The sequence below is a fragment of the Streptomyces sp. NPDC001663 genome (assembly GCF_042893105.1).
Taxonomy (GTDB): Bacteria; Actinomycetota; Actinomycetes; order Streptomycetales; family Streptomycetaceae; genus Streptomyces.
On record NZ_JBIAUR010000006.1, the window covers coordinates 246158 to 270830 of the forward strand.

Here is a 24673-nt window from a genome sequence, read left to right on the forward strand (position 1 = left end):
AACTACTCCGTATCGGGGACGACGTGTCAGGGTCGAAGAAGCAGGCCCCGTACCCGAACCGACGGAGGACGCGATGACGCGTACGGCCACGGAACTTCTGGCGACGACCACCGCGAAGCTCGCCCCGGACCCGCAGGCCAACCCCCTGGTTCCGCTGATCGCCCGGGGCGAGGCCTCCCGCGACACCCTCGCCACGCTGGCCCTGGAACAGCGCTGGGTGATCCCCGCGGACCGCCGCGCCTTCCGCCACTTGGCCGAGCGTGGGACGGAAGAACCGGAGGCCGCCGAGTTCTTCGAGCTGCTCGCCGAGGGCGAGGCCCTGGCCTGGGAGCGCCTGGAGCCGTTCGCGGCAGCCTGCGGCGTGGACGAGCCCCGCGCCCGCGCCTACGACCCCCTGCCGGGCTGCCAGGCCTACCCGTCCTACGTGTCCTGGCTCGCCCTCAACGCCTCCCCGACCGACACGGTCCTGGCGATCACCGCCAACTTCTCGGCGTGGGGCGGCTATTGCGCGAAGATCGCCCAGGCCCTACGAGTCCACTACGGCTTCAGCGACGAGGCCTGCGCCTTCTTCGACTTCTTCGCGGAACCGGCCCCCGACCTGGACCAGAGGGCGACGGCAGCGGTTCAGGCAGGCCTGGACGCGGGTTACCTGAACGAGGAACGGGCACACGCCTACGGCCGCTTGCTGCAAAGCTACGAGGCGATGTTCTGGGAGACCCTTCAGGCGCGGGCAAGCTGACCGCCCTTACGGCGCAGTACCGCTGCTGTGAGCAATGCAGGCCACGTCGATACGATCGGCAAGCTTCGCCAGCTCAATGGTCAGCGCAGCCACCGTGTCCTCGTCCAGCCCGTGCTCCCCGGCCTCGACAAGGTGCAGCCATCGCCCACCCACGGTCCGCAACAACTTGCTCACATCGGCGGCAGCCACCTGCAAGGTCCCGCGGTCATCGACGATCAGAGGCAGAGTCACTTCGCGGTTCACAACCGGGATGTTAGCCGCGCAGCGCTCACGCACCGTGCCAAACGGTAGTGATGTTGCAGAACTCCCGGATTCCGTGCCCGGACAGCTCACGCCCGTACCCGGACCGCTTGACCCCGCCGAACGGGAAGGCCGGGTGGGAGGCGGTCATCCCGTTGACGAACACGCCACCGGCCTCCAGATCCCGTACGAACCGGTCGACCTCGGCCTCGTCCCGCGTCCACACGTTGGAGCTCAGTCCGAACGGCGAGTCGTTGGCGATGAGTACGGCCTCGTCGAGATCGGCCGCGCGGTACAGCGTGGCGACCGGCCCGAAGGCCTCCTCCCGGTGGATCCGCATCTCCCGGGTGATGCCGGTCAGCACGGTGGGCGGGTAGTACCAGCCGGGCAGCTCTGGCCGGCGCAGCCGATGGCCGCCGCACAGCGCCGTCGCCCCGCTGCGCGTCGCGTCGTCGACGAGCTCCTCCAGGTCGGTCCGCCCCTGCTCGCTGGCGAGCGGCCCGACGTCCGTGTCCTCGTTCATCGGGTCGCCGACCTTCAGCGCCTTCATGCCCTCGACGAAACGTTCGGCGAAGGCGTCGTAGACGTCCGTGTGCACGATGAACCGCTTGGCGGCGATGCACGACTGCCCGTTGTTCTGCACACGCGCGGTGATCGCGATCTGTGCGGCCCGGTCGATGTCGGCGGAAGGCATGACGACGTACGGGTCGCTGCCGCCGAGCTCCAGCACCGTCTTCTTGATCATCTCCCCGGAGGTGGAGGCGACCGCGCGCCCCGCGGGCTCGCTCCCCGTGAGCGTGGCCGCCTTGACCCGTTCGTCGCGCAGGATGTCGTCGACCGCGCCGGAGCCGATGAGCAGGGTCTGGAAGCAGCCCTCGGGGTAGCCCGCCTGGTGGAAGAGGTCCTCCAGGAACAGAGCGGTCTGCGGGACGTTGGAGGCGTGCTTGAGCAGGCCCACGTTGCCCGCCATCAGTGCGGGCGCGGCGAACCGGACGACCTGCCAGAGGGGGAAGTTCCACGGCATCACCGCGAGCACGGGCCCGAGCGGCCGGTAGCGCACGCGGACGCGGGACGCGCCGGAGTCCTTCACGTCGGAGTCGGAGGGCTCCTCGTCGGCGAGGAGTTCCTCGGCGTGGTCGGCGTACCAGCGCATCGCCTTGGCGCACTTGGCGGCCTCCGCGCGGGCCTGCTTGACCGGCTTGCCCATCTCGGTGGTCATCACGCGGGCGATGTCCTGCTGGATCTGTTCGAGCAGCCCGGCCGCCTTGTGCATGAGGCGGGCGCGTTCGGCGAAGGGCGTCGTCCGGTACGTGCGGAACGTCGCCTCCGCGAGCTGGAGCCGGCGCTCGAGCTCCTCCTCGCCCATGGCCTCGTACGTCTTGAGCGTCTCGCCGTTCGCCGGGTTCACCGTCGCGATGGGCATGGCTGACCTCCTGGGGCGGCTCTGTGATACGACCTTCCCGCGCACCGCGGGCGACCGCAACGCGTATGCGTCTGCTCAGGCCCTAGTGCTCCGCCAGCCGGTCGAGAAACGTGGCCTGCGCCTTCACGATCACCTCCCGGGCGTGGTCGAGCCCGAACCATGCCACGCGGTCCAGTTCCGGGAACTCCTGGATCTGTCCGGACCTCGGCGGCCACTCCATGCGGAACGTGCCGGGATCGATCGTCGTCGGGTCGAGGTCGGCCTCGATCGCCCAGGCCGTGACGGTCTTGCCGTTGGTCTGCCGCACCTCGCCCAGCTCCGCCGCCTCGCCGTCGGGCGGCTCCAGCCCGAGCTCCTCCTGGAACTCACGCCGGGCGGCGTCCCAGGCGGTCTCCTCCTCGGGCTCGTACTCGCCCTTCGGCACGGTCCAGGCACCGGCGTCGCGCTTGGCGAAGAACGGTCCGCCCATGTGGCCGAGCAATACCTCCAGGCCGTCGTCGGTGTGCCGGAACAGCAGCAGGCCGGCACTGCGCTTGCCGTTGGTGGCGCTCATCGCTTCACCTCCGGGTGCGCGGCGAGCAGCGTCTCGACCGTGTCCGCCTCCTCGGGGCGTTTGTCCTCGCGGTAGCGGACCACGCGGGCGAAGCGGAGGGTGACGCCGGCCGGGTAGCGGGTGGACTTCTGCAGACCGTCGTAGGCGATCTCGACGACGAGTTCGGGGCGTACGGTCACCGCGTAGCCGTTGGTGTCGACGGCCAGCTCCTGGAGGCGATCGGTCTGCCAGGTGAGCATCGCGTCCGTCATGCCCTTGAAGGTCTTGCCGAGCATGGCGAAGCCGCCGTCCGCCGTACGGGCGCCCAGGTGGAGGTTGGAGAGCTTGCCCGTGCGGCGGCCGTGGCCCCACTCGGCGGCGAGCACCACCAGGTCGAGCGTGTGCACCGGCTTGACCTTCAGCCAGGACGCGCCGCGGCGGCCCGCGCTGTAGGCGGCGTCGAGGGCCTTCACCACGACGCCCTCGTGGCCGCGTTCCAGGGTGGCGGCGAGGAAGGCCTCCGCCTCGGCCACGTCCTCCGGGCCGGAAACCAGGGTGCGCCGTACCCGCATCGGCTCGGGGACCAGCCGGGCCAGTTCCGCGTGCCGTTCGGCGAAGGGCAGGTCGAGGAGGTCGCGGTCGTCGACGGACAGGGCGTCGAAGAAGACGGGGGAGACGGGGACCGTCTCGGCGGCCGTCGCCACGTCCACGCGCGAGCCGACGCGCCCGGCGGTCTCCTGGAAGGAGCGGGGTCGCCCGTCCTCGCCGAAGGAGATCACCTCGCCGTCGAGGATGAACCGGCGGCCGCTCAACTCCAGGGCGGCGGTGGTGAGTTCGGGCAGGCGGTCGGTGATGTCGTCGAGGGTGCGGGTGTAGATCCGTACGGTGTCGCCGTCCCGGTGGACCTGGACGCGGATGCCGTCCAGCTTCTCCTCGGCCACACAGGCACCGAGCTTGTCGACCGCCTCGGCCACCGAGGAGGCGCTGTGCGCCAGCATCGGCAGGACCGGGCGGCCGACGGTGAGCCGGAAGCGGTCCAGGGACGCCGGGCCGTCCGCGAGCAGGGCCTGTGCCACCGGCTGCAGGGATCCGGCGAGCATCACCGCCCGGCGCACGTCAGCGGGCGGCGCCTCGGTCGCCTGCGCCAGGCCCTCCACGGCCACGGCGTCCAGGGCGCCCTGCCGTACCTCGCCGGTGATCAGGCCGAACAGGAACCGCTGCTCGTCCTCGGTCGCCGCGCCCATCAACTCCCCGACCAGCCGGGCCCGTTCGGCCTGCGAGCCGGCGCCCGCGACCTTGCCCAGCTCGCTGAGGAGGGCGTCCACCTCGCGCACGGTCAGGGTCGGCTCCGCGGCCGGGGCGACCGGGCGGCTGAGGACCTTCCAGCCGACACCGAGCCGCCCCTGCGGGAGCCGTCCCGCCAGGTACGGGATCACGATCGGCACGTCGTCCGCCTCGGCGTCCCGGAACAGCTCGGCGAGCAGAGCGATCTTCCGGGACCGCGCCGAGGTGGCGGCGACTTCCTGGGACACCTGGGCCAGCCGGGTCAGCAGCATGCAGCCATCGTGCAACGGAGGCGGGCGCTCTACACCCGGACGGCGGCGGTTCTATGCCGGTACGGCCGCGTCGAGGTCGCTCATCAGCAGCTCCCCGTTGATGAAGGCCCCCGCCCGGTAGCCGCCGGCCGCCGCGTTCACGACCTGCTCGGCGAAGCCCATCGCGTTGCCGACCGCCCACACGCCCGGCACGGAGGTGAGCCCGGTCGGGTCGACCACCGGGTACGCGCCGAAGGGGGAGTCCTGGAGTTCGGCTCCCAGCCGCTCCAGCAGGCCGGTCTGCGGGATGGCACGCGGCGCCGTGAAGACAACCTCGCGCGCATGCGTCGTACCTCCCCCAGAGGGGGTACCCCCAACGAGGCGTACGCCGGTGAGCCGGTCCTCCTCCACCACCAGCTCCGCCACCTCGCCCGGCACCACCTTCACCCCGGCCGCCGCGAGCCTGCGCAGATCGTCGTCCGACAGCTCCTTCTCGGCGACCGTGTGCAGGAAGAACGTCACGTCCTTCGACCACTGGGACACCATCAGGGCCTGGTGCACACTCAGCGCGGTCGTGGCGAGCACACCGAAGGCCTGATCGCGGACCTCCCAGCCGTGGCAGTACGGGCAGTGCAGGACGTCCCGGCCGAAGCGCTCGGCGACGCCAGGGACCTCGGGCAGTTCGTCCTTGAGACCGGTGGCGATGACCAGACGCCGGGCCCGGACGGTACGGCCGCTTTCCAGCACCACCGTGAAGTCCTCACCGCGCGTGACGTCCACCGCCCGGTCCCGGACCAGCTCCACGCCGTACCGTGCGATCTCCTCGCGGCCGATCGCCAGGAACTCGGCCGGCGGCATGCCGTCCCGGGACAGATAGCCCTGCATATGGGCGGCGGGCGCGTTGCGCGGCTCGCCCGCGTCGACGACCAGGGTGCGGCGCCGGGCCCGGCCCAGGACCAGCGCGGCGGAGAGCCCTGCCGCGCCGCCTCCGACGACGATCACTTCGTACTTCTCGGTCACGGTGACCACCTCCACCTAGAAGGTCGCTCGGATACGCTGGATTGACAAACATGTTTGCCGAAACCGCAAGGTGGGTCATGAGCGACGACGACACGGACGAGGTCCTCGCGGAGGTGGGCCCCCGGCTGCGGCGCGTCCGCAAGGAGCGGGGCGCGACGCTCGCCGGGCTGTCGGCGGCCACCGGCATCTCGGTGAGCACGCTCTCGCGGCTGGAGTCCGGGCTGCGCAAACCCAGCCTGGAGCTGCTGCTGCCGATCGCGCGGGCGCACCAGGTCCCGCTGGACGAACTGGTCGGGGCGCCCCCGGTGGAGGACCCGCGGGTGAGGACCAAGCCCCTGGTGCGACACGGACGCACCTACTGGCCGCTCACCCGGCAGCCCGGCGGCCTGCAGGCCTTCAAGGTGCTGGTGCCGGAGGGCAGTGAGGAGCCCGAACCCCGTACCCATGAGGGCTACGAGTGGTTGTACGTGCTGTCCGGACGGCTGCGGGTCGTGCTGGGCGAGCACGACGTGGTGCTCACGGCCGGGGAGGCGGCCGAGTTCGACACACGGGTGCCGCACTGGTTCGGGTCGACGGGGGAGGGGCCGGCGGAGTTCCTGAGCCTGTTCGGGCCGCAGGGGGAGCGGATGCACGTACGGGCGAAGCCCCTGCGGAAGTGACGCGCGCTACTGTTCCCTCACGGGCAAGCGACCGCTTAGTATGCGTATCGACCCCGGTCAGACTCCGGCAAGACAACGCAGTCCCGTGGAGGCACCGCATGCAGGCATGGCAAGTGCACGAGATCGGCGAGCCGAGCGAGGTGATGCGGCTCGAGGAGGTGGAGCGGCCCACGCCCGGTGACGGCCAGGTCCTGCTGAAGGTGCGTGCCGCCAACATCAACTTCCCGGACGTGCTGATGTGCCGGGGCCAGTACCAGGTCCGGCCGCCGCTGCCGTTCACACCGGGCGTGGAGATCTGCGGCGAGACCGAGGACGGACGCCGGGTGATCGCCAACCCCGCGCTGCCGTACGGCGGTTTCGCCGAGTACGCCGTCGCGGACGCCGCCGCCCTGCTGCCGGTGCCCGAGTCGCTCGACGACGCCGAGGCCGCCGCCCTGCACATCGGCTACCAGACGGGCTGGTTCGGTCTGCACCGCCGGGCCCACCTGGAAGCCGGCGAGACGCTGCTCGTCCACGCTGCCGCTGGAGGGGTCGGCAGCGCGGCCGTGCAGCTCGGCAAGGCGGCCGGCGCGACGGTCATCGGCGTCGTCGGCGGCGCCGACAAGGCCGCCGCGGCAAGGGAGTTGGGCTGCGACGTCGTGATCGACCGCAAGGCCGAGGACGTCATCGCCGCCGTGAAGGAGGCCACCGGCGGCCGGGGCGCCGACGTGATCTACGACCCCGTCGGTGGCGAGGCCTACACCCAGTCCACCAAGGTCGTCGCCTTCGAGGGACGGATCGTGATCGTCGGCTTCGCGAGCGGGGTCATCCCGAGCCCGGGCCTCAACCACGCCCTGGTGAAGAACTACTCGATCCTCGGACTGCACTGGGGCCTGTACGGCACCAAGAACCCGAAGCTGATCGCGCACTGCCACGAGCAGCTCACCGAGCTGGCCGCCCGGGGCGCCATCAAGCCCTTGGTGAGTGAGCGCGTACCGCTCGGCGGGGCCGCGGACGCCGTCCAGCGCGTCGGTGACGGTGTGACCACCGGCCGCGTGGCCGTCCTGCCCTCGCTGTCGCTGGAGAACGGAGCCGCCTGATGACTGACGCAGCCGAACTGCAAAGCCGCACAAGGGAGTTGCTGGCCGCACACCCACCGGCCACCACCGACCGCCTGGACTTCCTCAAGGCCCGCTTCGACGCGGGACTCGCCTGGGTGCACTACCCGGAAGGCCTCGGCGGACTCGGCGCCCCCCGCTCCCTCCAGGCCGTCGTGGACACCGAGTTGGAGGCCGCGGGCGCCCCCGACAACGACCCGCGCCGCATCGGCATCGGCCTCGGCATGGCCGCACCGACGATCCTGAAGTACGGCACCGACGAGCAGAAGCAGCGCTTCCTGCGGCCGCTGTGGACCGGCGAGGAGGTCTGGTGCCAGCTCTTCAGCGAGCCCGGCGCCGGCTCCGACCTCGCGGCGCTCGGCACGCGCGCCGTCCGTGAGGGCGAGGACTGGGTGGTCAACGGGCAGAAGGTGTGGACCTCCAGCGCCCACCTCGCCCGCTGGGCCATCCTCATCGCGCGCACCGACCCGGACGTGCCCAAGCACGCGGGCATCACCTACTTCCTGTGCGACATGACCGACCCCGGCGTCGAGGTCCGTCCGCTGCGCCAGATCACCGGCGAGGCCGAGTTCAACGAGGTCTTCCTCACCGACGTCCGCATCCCCGACTCCCGCCGCCTCGGCGAGATCGGCGACGGCTGGCGCGTCGCGCAGACCACACTGAACAACGAGCGCGTCGCCATCGGCGGCATGCGGCTGCCCCGCGAGGGAGGCATGATCGGCCCGGTCTCGAAGACCTGGCGCGAGCGGCCCGAACTGCGCACCCACGACCTGCACCAGCGGCTGCTCAAGCTGTGGGTCGAGGCCGAGGTCGCCCGGCTCACCGGCGAACGCCTGCGTCAGCAGCTCGTCGCGGGCCAGCCCGGCCCCGAGGGCGCCGGCATGAAGCTCGCCTTCGCCCGCCTCAACCAGGAGATCAGCGGCCTGGAGGTCGAACTCCTCGGCGAGGAGGGCCTGTTGTACGACGACTGGACCATGCGCCGCCCGGAGCTGGTGGACTTCACCGGACGTGAGGCCGGCTACCGCTACCTCCGCTCCAAGGGCAACAGCATCGAGGGCGGGACCAGCGAGGTCCTGCTGAACATCGTCGCCGAGCGCGTTCTGGGCCTGCCGTCCGAGCCGCGCACCGACAAGGACGTCGCCTGGAAGGACCTGGCCCGATGACGGATCTGCTCTACTCCGAGGAGGAAGAGGCGCTGCGGTCCGCCGTACGGGACCTGCTCGCCGACCACTGCGACGCTCCCGGCGTCATCGCGCGCACCGAGTCCGGCGCCCCGCACGACCTCGCGGCCTGGAAGGCCCTCGCGGACGGCATGGGCCTCGCGGGCCTGCTGGTGCCCGAGGCGCAGGGCGGCCAGGGCGCCACGCACCGCGAAGTCGCCGTGGTCCTGGAGGAGTTGGGCCGGGCAGTCGCCCCGGTGCCGTACCTGACGAGCGCCGTCGTCGCCACCGAGGCCCTGCTGGAATGCGGGGACGAGGGGTTGCTGGCCGACCTCGCGTCGGGACGGAAGATCGGCGCCCTCGCGGTCGCGCTGAGCGTCGCTCCGGGCAGCGCCTACAAAGCCGTACGACTCGAAAACGGTGTCCTGCACGGGGAGTTGACCGGCATCGCGGACGCCGCCGTCGCCGATGTGCTGCTGGTGCCTGCGGAGGACGGCGGGCTGTACGCCGTCGACGCGGACGCCGCGACCCTCACCCCGCAGACCTCCCTCGACCTCACCCGGCCCCTCGCGACCGTCACCCTCGACGGGGCGAGCGGGCGCCGGATCGGTGACGCCGAGCCCGCCGTACGACGGGCCCTGCGCGCCGGAGCCGGACTGCTCGCCTCCGAGCAACTCGGGCTCGCCGACTGGACGTTGACCGAGACGGTGCGCTACCTCAAGGAGCGCAAGCAGTTCAACCGGCCCGTCGGCGGCTTCCAGGCGCTCAAGCACCGGCTCGCCCAGCTGTGGCTGGAGGTCGTCAACCTCCGCGCCGCCGCCCGCAACGCCGCCGACGCGCTCGCCGCCGACCGGGACGCCGACGTGGCGGTCGCCGTCGTACAGGCCTACGCGGCCCAGGTCGCCGTACACGCCGCCGAGGAGGCACTGCAGTTGCACGCCGGTATCGGCATGACCTGGGAGCACCCGATCCACCTGTACCTCAAGCGGGCCAAGGCCGACTCGATCGCCTACGGCACCGCCGGCGCCCACCGCGCCGCCCTGGCCGAACTGGTGGACCTGCAAGCCCCCTGACGTACACCTTCGAACACGCCGGGAAAGCCCGCCCCACCAGGGGCGGGCTTTTTCGTGCGCCCGCTGCGGAGGGGGTGAACGCACGGCGGCAGTCCGGCCAACTCCCGTCCGGGACATGCCCTTTGCGGACCTTGGGACCCCATACTCGCTGTCGTCCCACATGGCCCTCAAAGGGAGGCAGAGCATGGCCCTCACCACTCGTCGCAGAGCCCTCACCACCCTCGGCGCCGCGCTCGCGGGCACCCTCGCGCTGCCCGCCGGCCGGGCGGTGGCCGGTGAACGCGGGCGCGGCCCGTGCCCGTTGTGGCGCGCGCACGCCCACAACGACTACGAGCACACGCGACCCCTGTTCGACGCCCTCGACCACCGCTTCGGCAGCGTCGAGGCCGACATCTTCCTCGTCGGCGACCAGCTGCTGATCGGCCACACGGTGGACGACCTGGACCCGACACGCACACTGGAGTCCCTCTACCTCGACCCGCTGGCGGCCATCGTCAAGGCCAACCACGGCTCGGTGTACCGGGGTTACCGCAGGCCGCTGCAGCTGCTCATCGACATCAAGACCGAGGGCTCGTCGACGTACCTCGAACTCGACCGCCATCTCCAGCGCTACAAGCACCTGTTCACCACGTACGCCCACGGCCGTGTCCTCCCCGGCGCGGTCACCAACGTCATCTCCGGCGACCGCGCGGCCCGTACGCCCATGGAGGCCCAGACCGTGCGCCGCGCCTTCTACGACGGCCGGCTCACCGACCTCGGCACCTCGGCGCCCGCCTCCTTCGTCCCGCTGATCTCCGACAACTGGCAGCTCAACTTCACCTGGCTGGGCGAGGGCGCATTCCCGGACGCCGAGCGGCAGAAGCTGCGGAGCATCATCGGCCAGGCGCACGCCCGCGGGCAGAAGGTGCGCTTCTGGAACACCCCGGACGTGGCCGGCCCCGCCCGCGACGCGCTGTGGACCGAACTGCTCGCCGCCGACGTCGACTACTTCAACACCGACGACCTGGCCGGCCTGGAGGCCTTCCTCGACGCCCATCGGGCCGCGTAGAACCATCCATTCGGCGGACAGGTCAGCCGCCCGGACGAACCCTCCGCTACGCCACACTTACGGCCGAATGCCGCGAACCGACCTGCGGCGTGGCGGAGGAGGCTGACGATGGCGATTTCCATCTCTGTGGTGGTGCTGCTGCTGATCCTGGCGGTGATCTTCATGCGCAACGGCGGACTGAAGGTCTCCCACGCGCTGGTGTGCGCGCTGCTCGGCTTCTATCTGGCCAGCACGAGCATCGCGCCCACCATTCACAGCGGTGTCACCGCCACGGCCGACATCGTCGGCAGTCTGAGGCCGTGACCTCTGGGGCAACTACGACGTCTGGAACACCCCGATGCCGTTCGGGACCGGGCGTTCCGCATCGCCGGACGGATGGTTCCGCACGGAGACCCCGGTCGACCCCGGCTCCCGGGCGACCAGTGTCGTCGACCCGCCGCCGTCCAGGCTGAAGGCGTCGACCGAGCCCAACGCCTGCATTTCCGCGGCGACTTCGGCGATCGTCAGGCCCTTGCGGTACTCGGACGCACCGTCCAGGGCGAACAGCAGCAGCCGCTTCCCGCCTTTCGCGATGCCGACGGCGGTGCGCACCGCCGAAGCCGCGTTGTCGAGGCCGGCCAGCGGAGTGCCGCCCTTCAGCACCGGATATCCGCCGAGCGCGAAGCGGTACGGGACCCGGGACGTCGACGCCACCAGCCGGTGCGAGACCGTCACCGGCTCGCCCTTGAAGAACTTCCGCAGCCGCTGCGCGCCCGCCTCGCGACCGACGAGCACCGTGGTCCCCGCGGCGATCGCGCCCTTGCCCGGGGTGTCGGACAGGGAGACGACCCGGTTGCCGCGGATCGTCACCTCGTAGGTGTCCCCGCTGCAGGGCGCGGCCCGGTCCTCGTCCGTGCCGCAGGTGGCGCGGACCCGGGAGACGCTGCCCCAGTCGGAGGTGAAGGCGCCGATCGAATCCACCGGCAGCGCGTACTGGTTGAGCCCGCCGAGCGGCAGCCGCCCGACCGGCGTGCGGACCGACCCGGTGAGGGTCATGCTGTCCATCCGTGCCCTGCGGTCGGTGCCCACGCCGAGCACGTCCCGGGTGGTGGTGCCGGGAGGCAGCGCCGGGCCGAAGCGCTGGCCGTCCGGCACCGACGCCTTGAGCACATGCCCGCTCGCGATCGCCGGCCCGTCGGTCGAGCCCGTCACCTCGACGCCCGGATGCTGGGTCTCGGAGATGTTGAAGAAGTCGCCGTTGATGCCCGCGACGGCGCCTTGCGCGTCGGCCAGCTTCGACACCGCGGCCCGGGCCGCCACCGCTCCCGGGTACAGCAGGTCGAGCCGTACGTGCGTGTTGCTCAGGTCGACGGTGAGCAGATGGGCGTGAGTGAGGCCCTTGGCCCCTTGGACGTCGAACTGCTTGTAGGTGACTCCCGGCGCGATCGTGCCGGCTCCCTGCGCGGCGCCGGCCGGTGCCGCCCCCACCAGGGCCGCACCGGCCAGCGCGCCGAATGCCGTGAGAAACGCGAGTACCGATCTACCCGACGTCAGTTCGGATCTACCGAATCTGCTTGCTGCGAAACGCTTCTGACGATGCGTCACAGTTCCCCCTGAGGGATCGTCAACTGTCTCAGGTCTCAGGGGAAGTGCACCAGATGACAGTGGCCCGCGGGATGGCTATGCGCCGACTACGCGAGAACGGGTGAGAAAACGCACCCCCTCGGGTGCTTCCAGCGAGAAACCGCTGCCACGGCCTGCTACGACGTCCACGATCAGCCGGGTGTGGCTCCACACCTCGTACTGGCTGCGGGACATCCAGAACGTCACCGGCCGCGCCACCCCCTCGACGTCCAGCTCCGCGAGCAGCACGTCCGAGCCGCCGGTGCGGAACTCGCCCTCCGGGTAGCACATGGGCGCGCTGCCGTCGCAGCAGCCGCCGGACTGGTGGAACATCAGCGGGCCGTGCTCCGCCGACAGACGGCGGAGCAGGTCGGCGGCCGCGGGGGTGAGCTCGACGCGCGGGGTCTCGTCATGCATGCGTCCAGGGCAGCACGGCCGAGGTTGCGAGAGGGTTGCAAGCACCTGACGGGTCATTCGGTGCGCAGTGCCGTCGCCGTGCGGATGCGCGCCGCCCAGCCGGCCGGCAGGAGCGAGCCCAGGACGGCGACCGCTGTGCCGGCCAGGGCGAGCAGGAGCAGTTCGGGCGTGCCGTAGACGTCCATGACCGATTCGGGCAGCCGCAGGCCCGTGCTGCGGCCCATGGCCGGCACCACCGCCTCGTGCACCGCCACCCCGAGCGGCACACCCAGCCCGCCCCCGACGAGGCCGGGCAGCAGGACCGAGGTGACGACCATGGCGACGGTCTGACGGGGTGTCATGCCGAGGGCCTTGTGCACGCCGAGGTCCCGGATGCGTTCGTGGGTGTCGAGGACGACGCCGCCCAGCACGCCGAGCGCGGCCACCGAGACCAGCAGCGCGGTGAGGAACGCGGTGAGGGCATTGAGGACGGTGACGGTGTCGCTCCCGTTGACGTACTTTTCGCCGGTCGCGGAGACGCCCAGCGGTTTGAGAGCAGCGTTGAGCGCCTTGACGTACGTGTCCGTGTCGGTGCCCGCCTTCAGGTCGATGGAGTACGTCGTGGACTTCAGGTCCGGTGCGGCGGACATCAGCGTCGCCGCGTCGGTGAAGACGTGAGTGCCGCCTTCGCTGGTGTCGAGGACCTCACCGACGATCCGTACGGGCACGGGTTTGCCCTGCACGGTCAGTGTGATCGTGTCCCCGACCTCTGCTCCGGCGGCGGTCAGGACCGGTGTCGCGGCCACGGCTTCGCCCGCCCGGTGGATCCACCTCCCCGAGACCATGCTGAAGCCACCCCAGGAGGCGTCCCCGTCGTACGCGACCAGGTTGATCTCTCCGGACACGCCCGGCAGGGCCGCCGGTGTCGTGGCGGTGCCGTAGTACCTGCGGGTGCCCGGCTGGTCCTCGATGGCCCTGGCGACCGCGACCGGATCGGCGGGGGTCGGTCGCCCGCCGCCGGGAGCGACGTGCACGCCGCCCGTCGGGCCGGCCTCGCCGACGGTGACGTCGGCGGCATTGTGGTTCTTGGCCGCGATCACCTCGCCCAGCGAGGCGGACAGACCGGTGGTGAAGGTGATCGCCGCCGCGCCGAAGACGACCGCCGCCACCATCGAGGCCGAGCGCGCCGGGTGGGCGAACGGGCGGGCCAGGCCCAGCCCGACCGGCCGCGGCAGCGGAAGCCGGGCGGCCAGGCGCGCCGCCCGCCGACCCCGGCCGGGAGCGGGCGTGCGGCCGACGGCCAGCGCGTCGACCGTACGCAGCCGCCCGGCCCGCCAGGCGCTCGCGCACGCCGTCACGGCGACCACGCCCAGCACCCCGCCGATCACGGCGGCGTCCACCCACACCTCGACGCCCAACCCCGCCGTGCCGTACGCGTCCTCCGTCTCCGACAGCAGCGGTACGGCGAGCAGATGCCCGGCAACCGTGCCGAGCACCGCCCCCACCGCCGCCGGGAGCAGCGCCTGGCCCGCGCAGGCCCGTACGACCTGGCCCGGTGTGCAGCCGACCGCCTTGAGGACGCCGATCCGTCGCAGGCCCGTGGCCACCGCGCCCGCGACCACATTGCCGACGATCAGCACGGACATGACCAGGCCCAGGACGCCGAACGCGACCAGGAAGGGCACGAACAGCGAGGTGTCGCGCGTGGCGACCTTCCTGACGGTCAGCCAGGACTGCGCGCCCGACAGCGACCCGGCGGGGACCGTCGACGCCACCGCGGCCCGGTCCCGGGCGACTTGGGCGGAGGTGGCCGCGTGCGTGAACCTGTAGAGCATCTGGTAGCCGGCCGCCCTGCCGGACGCGGTGAGCGCCGGGATCTGGGACGGCAGCACCCAGCCGTCCGCCGTACGGCTGACCGAGCGGGCCACGCCGACCACCGTCAGCGAGGGGCTGCCGGGCAGGTCCGGGAAGGTGAGCCGGCGCCCGAGGCCCACCCCCGGTCCGGTGTCCGCCGACACGACGATCTCGCCGGTCCTGCGGACCCAGCGGCCCTTGGTCAGATCGATCCGGTCGACGGCTCCGCCGGGGGTCGAGCGTCCGACGACGGACAGCGAGGCGACGGCCTGGCCGCCGATGCCCATGACGGGGGAGGCGGTCGGGAACGGGCCGGCCGCGGCGCTGACCCCGGCGGCGTGCGCGGAGGCCTCGGCCTGCGCCCGCGTGGCCCTGCCCGCGTCCAACTGCGCGGTCAAATGCGCCCCGTGCTGCCGTGCGAAGGCCTTGTCGAACGGTGCCTCGGAGGCCACCAGCAGCGAGCCGCCCAGCACCGACGCCGTCACGGCGAGCAACGTGGCCAGCCCGATCACCAGGGTCTGCACGCGGCGGCGGGCCATGCCCGAACGGACCACCCTCAGCAGCGCGCTCATCGGACGGGCTCCGTCTCCGCGTCCGCGGTGATCCTGCCGTCCGTGAGGCGGACCGTGCGGCGCGTGCACGACCGGGCGAGGGCCAGGTCGTGGGTGACGACCACGATCGTCTGGCCGTCGTCGTTGAGCTCCTTGAGCAGTCGGCTCACGTCCTCGCCGGACGTGGAGTCCAGTGCGCCGGTCGGCTCGTCCGCCAGCAGCAGCGGCGGACGGTTCATCAGGGCCCGGGCCACCGCGACGCGTTGCCGCTCGCCGCCGGACAGCCGGCCCGGGAAGGTCCGGGTGTGCCGGGCGATGCTGAGGGATTCCAACAGACCGTCGGCGCGGCGCTGCGCCTCGCGGCGCCCGAGTCCCGCCAGCAGTGCGGGCAGCATCACGTTGTCGGCGACGCTCAGATCGTCCAGCAGGTTGAAGAACTGGAACACCATGCCGATCTCCGCCCGCCGGTAGCGCGCGGCGGCGGCCTCGCCGAGCCGGTCCACCCGTACGCCGTCCACGGTGATCGTCCCGGTGTCCGGCCGGTCCAGGCCGGCGACCAGGTTCAGCAGCGTCGACTTGCCGCTGCCCGACGGTCCCAGGACGGCGACGGCCTCTCCGGCCCGTACGGTCAGGGACGCGTCGTCCAGCGCCGGTGGCCCGGCGTCGTAGCGGCGGCTCACGTCCCGCAGTTCGATCAGTGGCGTCGTCATGGCGGCCTCCTCGGTCGGGGTCGGTGCGACGCTAGGGACGAGGCCGGGATCCGCACGACGGCCGGCGGGGGTAATCGCCGTACCGCATCAGGCGGATGGCGCGCGGTGTCATCCCTGAGATGTACGGGCGGGATGTACGCGGGGCCGGTCTCCGGAGGGATTCCCGGCGCCGCGGCCGCCCGGGAGAATGGGCCGGTGACGGTGTGGCGGTACGCGAGAGAAGGAGCGCCGGCGCGGCTGCGCGAGATGGCGCGAGGGCTGCTGCGCCCCACCGGTCCGCTGCCGCGACCGACGCTGCGCAAGCGGCTCTTCGACGCCGGACTGGCCGTGGCGCTCGCTGTCGTCTCGACCTGGTACACGATGGGCGACGGATACGAACAGTCGCACCGGCACAGCATGGTGGGCCTGCTGGACCTGGTGTTCGTGGCCTCGGCCGCGCTGGCGTGGCGCCGCCGCTATCCGCTGACCGTGCTGTGGACCGTGATGGCCGCGGCCGCCCTGACCCCGGACAGCGTGGCCCGCATCACCTTCTACCACTGCGTGATCGCCGCCTACTCCGCCGCCGCCTACAGCCCCTACCGGGCGCCGACCCTGGCCGGCCTGGTCGGCACGGTGGCCTTGATCGGCCGGCCCGACACACCACGCTCCCCCTACGCGTACTTCGAGCCCACCGTCCCCACCCAGTACGTGCCGCTGCTGGTCTCCGTGCCGCTCGTCGTGGCCGCCGTGGGGCTGCGCACCTGGCGACGGCGGGCCGCCGAGACCCGCACCCGGCTCACCACGGTTCAGCGCGAGCAGACCGAGGCGCTGCGCCGGGCGGTGGAGCACGAACGCGCCCGGATCGCACGGGAGTTGCACGACGTCGTCACACACAACGTCAGCGTGATGGTCATCCAGGCCGGGGCCGCCCGCACGATCATGGAGACGTCGCCCGACGAGGCGCGCGAGGCGCTGCTCGCGGTGGAGGCGGGCGGCAGGGCGGCGATGGGGGAGCTGCGGCACGTCATGGGACTGCTCACGCCAGACGCGGACGACGCGGACGACGCGGAGAGCCTGGCCCCGCAGCCGGGTCTCGGCCAACTCGGGGCCCTCGTCGCCCGGATGCGCAATGCTGGGCTGCCGGTCGAGCTGACGGTGACGGGAACGCCGCCCCGACTCCCGTCACCGGCAGTGGAGCTGGCCGCCTACCGGGTGGTGCAGGAGGCTCTGACCAACATCGTCAAGCATGCAGCCGGAGCAGAGGCGAGGGTGCGGGTGTCGTACGGAGACAAGGGCCTGGACGTCGAGGTGACCGACACCGGCGGCCCGCCCGGCCCGGCCGCGGCCACCGGCAACGGGCGCGGACTGATCGGCCTGCGCGAGCGGTTGGCCGTGTACGGCGGCACCCTGCGCACCGGTCCGCGCCCGCTCGGCGGCTACCGCGTCCACGCCCTGATCCCGCTGGAGCACTCGTGAACCCGCCGCTGCGTGTCGTGGTCGCCGACGACCAGGCGCTGGTGCGCACCGGTTTCCGCCTCATCCTCACCGCGAACGACATCGAGGTGGTCGCCGAGGCGACCGATGGCGCCGAGGCGGTCGCCGCCGTCCGGCGCACCCGGCCCGACCTGGTGCTGATGGACATCCGGATGCCGGACATGGACGGCCTGGAGGCCACCCGGCGCATCCTCTCGGGGGCCGGCGCGCCGGACGCCCCCCGCGTGGTCATGCTCACCACCTTCGACCTCGACCACTACGTGTACGCGGCGCTGTCCGCCGGAGCCAGCGGCTTCCTCCTCAAGGACGTCACGCCCGAACAACTCGTCGCCGCCGTCCGCACGGTCCGCGCGGGCGACGCGCTGCTCGCCCCGGCCATCACCCGCCGCCTGGTCGAACGCTTCGCCTGCAGCGACCCCGCAGCGACCACCCTGCACCGCGATCTGACCGCCCTGACACCGCGGGAACTCGACGTGCTGCGGCTGCTGGCCCAGGGCCTGAGCAACGCCGAACTCGCCGCCCGCCTCCACCTCTCCGAGGCGACGGTGAAGACCCATGTCTCGCGCATCCTCACCAAACTCTCCCTGCGCGACCGCGCCCAGGCGGTGGTGGTGGCGTACGAGACGGGGCTGGTCAGCCCCCGGTCCGGGGCGGCGGAGGGCTGACCGGGCCGGGCGGCGCCGCGTAGCAGCGCACGGGGACCAGCTGGTCCGGTGCCCAGCGCTGCTCGACGACGTCCAGCAACTCCCAGCCCAGGCGCTCGTACAGGACCGTGGCCGCCGAGCGGGAGTCGACGACGTCGAGCACGGGCTGCAGGCCCCGTGCCCGGGCCTCCTCGACGGCCCGGTCCAGCAGCGCGGCGCCCAGTCCCTGCCCGTGGGCGGCCGGCGACACGAACAACCGGCCGACCACGGCGGTGACTTCGACGCCGACGCCCGCGCGGGCGCCCCACAACCCGGGCGCCGCGTCCCCCTCGGCGGCCCGGGACAGGCCGAGGTGACCCACCACACGGCCGTCGATCTCGGCCACCCAAGCCTCCAGCTGGGAGTGGGGGGTCAGCCAATCCGCCGCTCTCTCGGGCCAGTTGACGGGGTAGCCGCTGTGCCGGTGCACCTCGGCGAGGATCTCGACGCAGCGGTCGACGTCGATGTCGGTGCGCCGCCGGATGCGCGGCTCGTACTCCTTCATGATCCGCAAGTATCACGGCTGGGCGCCGACCGCGGGCACGTTGTACCCCTCGACATGGAGCCTCGGCCTCGCCGCACCCGGCGCGGAGGTCGGCCAGGAGGCGGTCACGAGCCGGGATTCGCCCGGGAGCAGCCACAGGTAGTTGTCGCTGTAGAGGGTAGGCAGCACCCGGTGTCCGGTCTGTGCGTCGAGGAGCGAGACGCGGATCATCGCCGCGACCGAGGAGCCGCGGTTGCGCAGCCGCGCCGTGAGGGTGCGGCGGGGCCCCGAACGGTCCGCCGCCTTGATGTCGACGGACACCCGGGTCTGTGCGACGGCGTTCAGCGCCCGCATGTCGGCCGCCTCGCGGTAGCGCCAGTACGTGTTCTCGGAGAGCAGCCCGCCGTGTGCGTCCGTCAGGCGGAGCCGCAGCAGGTGGCAGGCGGGCAGACTGTCGGCCTGGGTCACGGTGAAGGCGGACGCCGTCGCCGAGGCCGCGATGTCCACCGACTTGCGCTGCTCGGGGGCGAGTTGGCGGCCGGAGAGATCGTAGCGGCGGGCGGTGACCGTGGCGCCGGTGATCGGGTGTGGCGTGTGGTTCACGGCGATCACCCGGCCGTCCGTCGGATCGGCCTGGACGTGGACGGGCTCACCGGCCTTGCGGGCGCCGTAGTAGGCGCCGTTGACGTCGAAGTCGTAGTCGTACGTCTGCCACACCGTGCTGTACCAGGCGGGATGCGACATCCACAGCATGAGCCCGCTCGCGTCGTCCCACAGGTTGGCGTTCCAGGCCTCGAACATGGCCCGGTGGTTCTCGTAGTTGACGAACTGCGCCTTGCGGCAGAAGTCCTCGAGGCCGGTGGCGGTGTCGAGGCGCGACTCGATGGCGGCGCGGTAGTTCTGCGGCGCCTGATTCCCCTTGGTGCTCCAGTCGTGGTAGTACCAGGCGCCGCCGACCGGCCACTCGGGCTCGTCGCCGACGAGCCGGCGCATCGTCTCCGCCGTCGACACGACCGGCATGCCGATCTCGGTGTGGAAGCCGAAGCTGCCGCTGCCGTAGGTGGTGGGGGAGGAGTAGCGCTCCGGCTCCACCCAGCCGTACGGGCCGCCGCCGGAGACGATCCCGCCCGCCGAGTTGTTCTGGTACAGCACGTCCGGCGCCTCGGCGCGCACGGCCGCGCGCATGCCGTCGTCCACCGGGCCCGGCGGGTTGCCCTCATTGGCACCGCACCACACGACGACGCTGGGGTGGATGCGGTAGCGGCGCACCGTGTCCTGGGCGAGGTCCAGGAAGGCCTTGTGGTCCGGCGGGTCCATGGCCCACGCGTTGGGGAAGTCGTTCCACACCAGCAGCCCGTGCTCGTCGCAACTGGCGTAGAACTCCTCGCGGTTGCTGCTGCCCACCCAGTTGCGGATCATCGTGAAGTTCATGTCGCGGTGCATGCGCACCGCCGCGTCCATGCGCTCGGCGGGCATACGGCGCAGCAGTTCGTCCCAGCCCCAGTTGCCGCCGCGGCAGAAGACACGGACGCCGTTGACGCTGATCTTCAGCGGGACGGTGTTGTTGTCGACGGACTTCACGTCCGTCCACTCCTCGCCGTCGTCCGAGACCTGGATCGTGTACGTCTTCGGGTAGGCCGTCTCCCACAGGACGGCCACGCGGTCGAAGGTCACCGAGGAGCCGAGGTCGACCTGGATCCACTGGTCGTCCTCGAAGGCGGAGGACCAGCGGGTGTTCGGGTCGCCGTCGGTGGCGTTGCCCGCCGCGTGGTCCGCCTCGTCGGCCGACAAGGCCGAGGCCTGCTTGTGCAGGGCCAGATCCTTGCCCGGCGAGGAGCTGTCCAGGACCGACAGACTCCACATCGAGGAGCCCCAACTCGTCGCCCGCGCACGACAGAAGACCCGCAGATGGCGGGCCGTGCGCGCCTCGAAGTCCACGGTCTGCAGGGCCGCGGAACCACTCGTCCGGAACGGCAGCGGCACCACCGTGTTGTCGACGTCCGCCGCGTCCGTCCAGGTCTCGTCGTCGTCGGACACCTGGATCGTGTACGTCCGCGCGTACGCCTGCTCCCAGGTGACGACGACCCGGTCGAAGGACACCGACGAGCCCAGGTCCACCCGGATCCACTGGTCGTCCTCGAACGCCGAGGACCAGCGGGTGCCGGCGTCGCCGTCGGTGGCATTCCGCGGCTGGTTGGACGAGTCGTCGACGGAGGAGGCCGTGGCCTGCTTGTGCAGGGCGAGGTCCGTGTCGGGTGCGGAGCTGTCGGCGACGGACAGGGCCCACATGGACGAACCCCAACTCGTCGCCCGGGTACGGCACATGATGCGCACGTACCGTGCCTTGCGGCGGGCGAAGTTCACCGTCTGGGCGTATGCGTCGCTGCCGGACTGGAAGGTCAGCGGCACGTCGTACTCGTAGCCGAACTGGCGTATCCCGAAGCGGGTGGTGCGGCGGTCGCTCTCCGCGCCGTCGACCGTGGCGGTGAGAGTGAGCTCGTGCAGAGCCGGGTCGCCGTAGCCGTTGGGCCACCACAACTTCGGTTTGTTCAAGCGTAGTTGGGGGCGGTCCGCGGGTGTGAAGGTGACGTCGGCCGTTTCGCCGCCGGCGATCGTGACCGTCCGGGTCAGATGTATGCCGTCGAAGGCCGCGGAGACGGTGACGCGCCGCTCGGCGGGGTCTGCGTTGCGCACCGGGACGACGATCGTCAGCTCGGCCGTGCGGGTGTCGGGCAGATCGGGGAGGCGAGTGTCCACGCGAGGGTCGCCCAGGACCGCGGCGCCCGTGGAGCGCAGCCGGACGTGGTTCCAGATGCCTGCCGCCCGGTCCCGTACCGCGGGCATCCAGTCCCAGCCCGAAGAGGCAAGATACGTCGGCGAGTTGCGGTTCATCATGTTCGCGCCGGCGTCCACCCAGGACAGACCTGCCGGACCCTTGTCGCCCGGGCTGCCCGGGAACGGCATGGGTGTGATCCGGACCGCCAGGGCCTGTTCGTCGGAGTCACCGATCAGGCTCGTCACGTCGAATGCGGCGCGGGCGAAGGGGAAGGACAGGTCGCCGACCCGGCTGCCGTTCAGCCACACCTCGGCCTTGTGGTTGATCCCGTCGAACTCCAGCCAGACATGGCGTCCGGTGCCGGTGCGCAGACCCCGGGGCAGGCTGAAGGCGCGCCGATACCACCAGGCGTGCCGTGAAAGGGCCTCCGGGACATGGAGGTTGCCGAAGCCGGCGACCGGGTCGGGCAGCCTGCCCTGATCCACCAGCGAGGTCAGGACCGTGCCGGGCACCGTGGCGGGCAACCAGCGGCTGGTGTCCACGGACTGCTTCGACAGCGCGGCACCGTCCCCGTCGGCCCAGTCGTCCAGGGTCAGGTCCCAGCCGGACTCCAGCGGTACGGTGCCGTCGTCGGCGACCTTCAGGGCCGGGGGCGTGCGGTGGTGCGAGCCCCAGTCGGTCCAGCCGGTCACGTCCGGGCGGGCAGTGCGGCAAGTGCCGTACACCTGAAGGCCGTTGAGGCCCAGCGGGTTCGTGTTGGACCGCTTGTGCACGGTCATCCGGACCCAGCGCGCGGTGACGGGTTCGGGCAGGGCGATCTCCACGACCCCGCCCTTGCCGGAGTCGGTGCGGTACACGGCCGTCCACGTCTTGTGGTCGCGTGACGTCTCGATCACGAAGTCGACCGCGCAGCTGGAGAGGATCTCCTGCCCAGTCGTGTCGTTGCGCGGATTGCCGCCGGGAGCGTCGACGTACGGCGGGTCGTCCGCCGTCGCCTCGAAGGTGAGACGGAGCGAGGCGACCTCGCACAGCGCCTGGAGGTCGACGGAGATCCACTGGGGGTTGCCGGAGGCGGCGCGCCATCCCGTGCCACGCACTCCGGGCGCCGGGACCCCGTCGACCGCGAACTCGGCCGGGGTGGGGGCGTAGTCCGTGGAGGACACCGTGACGGGCCGATAGGCGGCGAGTTCGCCGGGCTGCTTCGGCTGTCCGGAAGCGGATGCGAGGGCATCGGCGGGGAAGGCCGCGTCGAGGCCGAAACCCGCAAGGAGCGTGGCCCCGGTGGAGAGCATGGTGCGACGCGATGGTCTGAAGGGCTGGTCCGACATGAACTGCGGCTCCGATCAGGGACGTTGGCCTCTGACAACGTTGCCAAACAGTGCACCTGAGCCTGAGTGGTGTCAAGGCCTTCGGCAGCTCTCGAGGGCGTGTTTGAATAAATTAGTAATTAATATTGACAGGGTTCCGGCCACGGGTCACAGTCGTCGCCGTGACCTCACACCCGCACGGCCGGAAGGCCCACAGACTCGGGCGCCCCGCCCTCACAGCTGCGATCGCAACCGTTCTCGCCATGACCGCCGCACCCGGGGCAACCGCGCAGAGCGCCGAGGACCAGGGCGCCCCCGCGTACTACGACAGCGGTCTGGCACCGACGCCGTACATGGGCTGGAACACCTACTACGGGCTCGGCGCACCCACCGAGAAGGAGGTGCGCTCCGTCGCCGACAGGATCGTCAGCAGCGGTCTGCGCGATGCCGGCTACGACATCGTGTGGCTCGACGGCGGCTGGCAGGCCGACAACCCCCGTGACGCACAGGGGCACTTGGTGGCCAACCCGGAACGCTTCCCCTCAGGTATTCCGGCGCTCGTCTCCTACCTGCACAAGCGCGGACTGCGGGCCGGCATCTACACCGATGCCGGTACCTACGACGGCGGCAAGAGCTGCGGGCTAGGCAGCCGCGGTTACTACGACCAGGACGCGCGGCAGTTCGCGGGCTGGAAGGTCGATGCGATCAAGGTCGACTTCCTGTGCGGGATCGGCGCGAAGCTCGATCCCGGCCCGGCGTTCAAGGAGTTCAGCGACGCGGTCGCCAAGTCCGGCCGCAGGATGCTGCTGAACCTGTGCAACCCGCTGACCGACGACTGGGGCCTGCCGCACACCCCCGAGCAGGACGCCCACAACACCTACGTCTACGCCCCGACGACCGCCGACTCCTGGCGCACCGGCACGGACATCGCCTGGGGCACCCCGAGCCCCGGCCAGTGGCCCAACGTGCTGCGCAACATGGACGCCAACGCCTGGCACCCCGAGGCGCAGGGCCCCGGGCACTACAACGACCCGGACTACCTCATCCCGATGCGGAAGATGACCGACGGGTCGTACGAGCTCACCCAGGAGGAGTCCACCAGCCAGTTCGTGATGTGGGCCGAGATGGGCTCGCCGCTGGTGCTGGGCTCCGACCCGCGCACCCTGTCCGACTCGATGCTCAAGACGCTCCGCAACCCGGAGATCATCGCCGTCGACCAGGACCCCCTGGCCATCCAGGGCGTACGGGTGGCGACCGACTCGGTGGGCGACGTGTACAGCAAGGTCCTTGAGGGGCGAGGCCGTCGTGCGGTCGTCCTGCTCAACCGCTCCGACCAACCCGCCGAGCGCACCGTGCAGTTCGCCGACGCCGGGCTCGGCGGGCCGGTGCAGGTCCGCGACCTGCGGGCGCGCGCCGACCGGGGCACGCACACCGGGTCGTACACCGTCGAGGTCCCCGCGCACGGCACCGCGTTCCTCAAGTTGACCGGAGCCGATGCCCTGCCCGGGACGAACTTGGGCGAGAAGGCCACCGCGAGCCCGGCGGTCGTGCGTGACGGCTCCAGGCTGACCACCTTCTTCCGCGGCCCCCGAGGCTCCCTCGTCCAGCTGGCCGACGGAAAGACGAAGGACCTCGGCGGTCCCGCGCAGGGCAAGATCCTCGGCCAGCCCGCCGCGTACGCCTCCGCCGGCGGCCGGATCGACGTCTTCGTGCGCGGCGCCGACAACCGGGCCTACCGGCGGGTCCATGTCGACGGCCGCTGGGGTCAATGGCAGAGCCTGGGCGGGCAGTTGACCGACGCGCCGTCCGTCGCGTTCACCGACCCCGCGCACTGGACGCTCTTCGCGCGCGGTGCCGACGGCTCGGTCGTGCAGCGCGGGCCGGCGACCGGCTGGTCCTCGCTCGGACTGCCGGGCGACCGGCAGACCTACGGCCGTCCGTCCGCCGTCGTCGATACGCAGGGCCGCGTCCATGTCGCCGTACGCACCGCGGCGGACGACGTGTGGACCCGGTCGCGGGACACGTCGGGGCAGTGGTCGGCGTGGAGCTCGCTCGGCGGGACCGTCAGTGGCAGTCCGACGCTGGTCGCCGCAGGGGACGCGGTGGTGCTGTACGCGCGGGCCGCCGACTACACGCTCTGGCAGCAGCGGTACGCCGACGGTGCCTGGCAGGGGTGGAGCAAGCGGCAGGAGTTCCCGAGCGCCGCGTTCGATGGAGCGCTCGGCGCGGTCGCCGGACCGGACGGGGCCGTGGATGCGGTGTTCCGCGGAGTCGACGGCTACCTGCACCGGACCGAATTCAAATAAATTAG

21 protein-coding genes are annotated in these 24673 nt (G+C 71.7%); 10 read left to right on the plus strand and 11 right to left on the minus strand.

All coding sequences use genetic code 11. The features are described 5' to 3' along the window. Positions 1-73 precede the first annotated feature (73 nt). Positions 74-739 (plus strand): transcriptional regulator, encoded by a 666-nt coding sequence (locus ACFY1L_RS20920; RefSeq protein ID WP_388826040.1) that lies wholly within the window; start codon positions 74-76, stop codon positions 737-739. Positions 740-745: 6 nt separating this feature from the next. Here ACFY1L_RS20920 and ACFY1L_RS20925 read toward each other — a convergent pair whose 3' ends face one another. The 5 genes from ACFY1L_RS20925 to ACFY1L_RS20945 all read right to left on the minus strand — a co-directional run bounded on the left by ACFY1L_RS20925 (position 746) and on the right by ACFY1L_RS20945 (position 5489). Further along, positions 746-982, minus strand: coding sequence for a DUF6213 family protein (locus ACFY1L_RS20925; RefSeq protein ID WP_361271938.1), 237 nt, complete (start codon positions 980-982; stop codon positions 746-748). 25 nt (positions 983-1007) lie between these two features. Then, positions 1008-2402, minus strand: coding sequence for an NADP-dependent succinic semialdehyde dehydrogenase (locus tag ACFY1L_RS20930; RefSeq protein ID WP_388826043.1), 1395 nt, complete (start codon positions 2400-2402; stop codon positions 1008-1010). 82 nt (positions 2403-2484) lie between these two features. Beyond that, positions 2485-2955: an NUDIX domain-containing protein gene (locus ACFY1L_RS20935; protein ID WP_388826046.1), complete on the minus strand. Its 471-nt coding sequence runs from the start codon at positions 2953-2955 to the stop codon at positions 2485-2487. After that, positions 2952-4490, minus strand: a complete 1539-nt coding sequence (locus ACFY1L_RS20940; protein ID WP_388826049.1) for an ATP-dependent DNA ligase — start codon at positions 4488-4490, stop codon at positions 2952-2954. The genes ACFY1L_RS20935 and ACFY1L_RS20940 overlap by 4 nt, the downstream gene beginning before the upstream one ends. Positions 4491-4541: 51 nt before the next feature. Beyond that, positions 4542-5489 carry an NAD(P)/FAD-dependent oxidoreductase gene (locus ACFY1L_RS20945; protein ID WP_388826052.1) on the minus strand — a complete coding sequence of 316 codons (948 nt, stop codon included), beginning with the start codon at positions 5487-5489 and terminating at the stop codon, positions 4542-4544. A gap of 77 nt (positions 5490-5566) precedes the next feature. On the opposite strand from ACFY1L_RS20945, the gene ACFY1L_RS20950 reads away from it, so the two are divergent. The 6 genes from ACFY1L_RS20950 to ACFY1L_RS20975 all read left to right on the plus strand — a co-directional run bounded on the left by ACFY1L_RS20950 (position 5567) and on the right by ACFY1L_RS20975 (position 10829). Further along, positions 5567-6148: a helix-turn-helix domain-containing protein gene (locus tag ACFY1L_RS20950; protein WP_388826055.1), complete on the plus strand. Its 582-nt coding sequence runs from the start codon at positions 5567-5569 to the stop codon at positions 6146-6148. 98 nt (positions 6149-6246) lie between these two features. Next, on the plus strand, positions 6247-7227 hold the full coding sequence (locus ACFY1L_RS20955; RefSeq protein WP_388826057.1) for an NADPH:quinone oxidoreductase family protein: 981 nt from the start codon (positions 6247-6249) through the stop codon (positions 7225-7227). Then, positions 7227-8408, plus strand: coding sequence for an acyl-CoA dehydrogenase family protein (locus ACFY1L_RS20960; RefSeq protein ID WP_388826060.1), 1182 nt, complete (start codon positions 7227-7229; stop codon positions 8406-8408). Before ACFY1L_RS20955 ends, ACFY1L_RS20960 begins: the two co-directional genes overlap by 1 nt. Beyond that, the gene (locus tag ACFY1L_RS20965) at positions 8405-9478 is read left to right on the plus strand and encodes an acyl-CoA dehydrogenase family protein (protein ID WP_388826063.1); all 1074 of its coding nucleotides are present in this window, start codon (positions 8405-8407) and stop codon (positions 9476-9478) included. The genes ACFY1L_RS20960 and ACFY1L_RS20965 overlap by 4 nt, the downstream gene beginning before the upstream one ends. Before the next feature lie 184 nt (positions 9479-9662). Beyond that, positions 9663-10526 (plus strand): phosphatidylinositol-specific phospholipase C/glycerophosphodiester phosphodiesterase family protein, encoded by an 864-nt coding sequence (locus ACFY1L_RS20970; protein WP_388826066.1) that lies wholly within the window; start codon positions 9663-9665, stop codon positions 10524-10526. Between the two features lie 108 nt (positions 10527-10634). Next, the gene (locus ACFY1L_RS20975; RefSeq protein ID WP_361271911.1) at positions 10635-10829 is read left to right on the plus strand and encodes a hypothetical protein; all 195 of its coding nucleotides are present in this window, start codon (positions 10635-10637) and stop codon (positions 10827-10829) included. A 12-nt stretch (positions 10830-10841) separates the two neighbouring features. On the opposite strand, the gene ACFY1L_RS20980 is transcribed toward ACFY1L_RS20975, so the two are convergent. The 4 genes from ACFY1L_RS20980 to ACFY1L_RS20995 form a co-directional block, all read right to left on the minus strand. Then, positions 10842-11993 (minus strand): phosphodiester glycosidase family protein, encoded by a 1152-nt coding sequence (locus ACFY1L_RS20980; protein WP_388826069.1) that lies wholly within the window; start codon positions 11991-11993, stop codon positions 10842-10844. Between the two features lie 192 nt (positions 11994-12185). Then, the gene (locus tag ACFY1L_RS20985) at positions 12186-12545 is read right to left on the minus strand and encodes a DUF779 domain-containing protein (protein WP_388826072.1); all 360 of its coding nucleotides are present in this window, start codon (positions 12543-12545) and stop codon (positions 12186-12188) included. A 53-nt stretch (positions 12546-12598) separates the two neighbouring features. After that, positions 12599-14950, minus strand: a complete 2352-nt coding sequence (locus tag ACFY1L_RS20990) for an ABC transporter permease (protein WP_388826075.1) — start codon at positions 14948-14950, stop codon at positions 12599-12601. Continuing rightward, on the minus strand, positions 14947-15639 hold the full coding sequence (locus ACFY1L_RS20995; RefSeq protein WP_388826078.1) for an ABC transporter ATP-binding protein: 693 nt from the start codon (positions 15637-15639) through the stop codon (positions 14947-14949). Before ACFY1L_RS20995 ends, ACFY1L_RS20990 begins: the two co-directional genes overlap by 4 nt. Positions 15640-15885: 246 nt before the next feature. Here ACFY1L_RS20995 and ACFY1L_RS21000 point away from each other — a divergent pair, with 246 nt between their 5' ends. Further along, positions 15886-17094, plus strand: coding sequence for a sensor histidine kinase (locus ACFY1L_RS21000; RefSeq protein WP_388826907.1), 1209 nt, complete (start codon positions 15886-15888; stop codon positions 17092-17094). Continuing rightward, positions 17091-17777 (plus strand): response regulator, encoded by a 687-nt coding sequence (locus ACFY1L_RS21005; protein ID WP_388826081.1) that lies wholly within the window; start codon positions 17091-17093, stop codon positions 17775-17777. The genes ACFY1L_RS21000 and ACFY1L_RS21005 overlap by 4 nt, the downstream gene beginning before the upstream one ends. Here the strand turns inward: ACFY1L_RS21005 and ACFY1L_RS21010 are convergent. Together ACFY1L_RS21010 and ACFY1L_RS21015 are read right to left on the minus strand one after the other, a co-directional pair. Further along, positions 17746-18300: a GNAT family N-acetyltransferase gene (locus ACFY1L_RS21010; protein WP_388826084.1), complete on the minus strand. Its 555-nt coding sequence runs from the start codon at positions 18298-18300 to the stop codon at positions 17746-17748. The genes ACFY1L_RS21005 and ACFY1L_RS21010 overlap by 32 nt on opposite strands. 12 nt (positions 18301-18312) lie before the next feature. Continuing rightward, positions 18313-22383, minus strand: coding sequence for a discoidin domain-containing protein (locus ACFY1L_RS21015; RefSeq protein ID WP_388826088.1), 4071 nt, complete (start codon positions 22381-22383; stop codon positions 18313-18315). Between the two features lie 242 nt (positions 22384-22625). On the opposite strand from ACFY1L_RS21015, the gene ACFY1L_RS21020 reads away from it, so the two are divergent. Next, positions 22626-24668: a glycoside hydrolase family 27 protein gene (locus tag ACFY1L_RS21020; protein WP_388826091.1), complete on the plus strand. Its 2043-nt coding sequence runs from the start codon at positions 22626-22628 to the stop codon at positions 24666-24668. Positions 24669-24673: the final 5 nt, after the last annotated feature.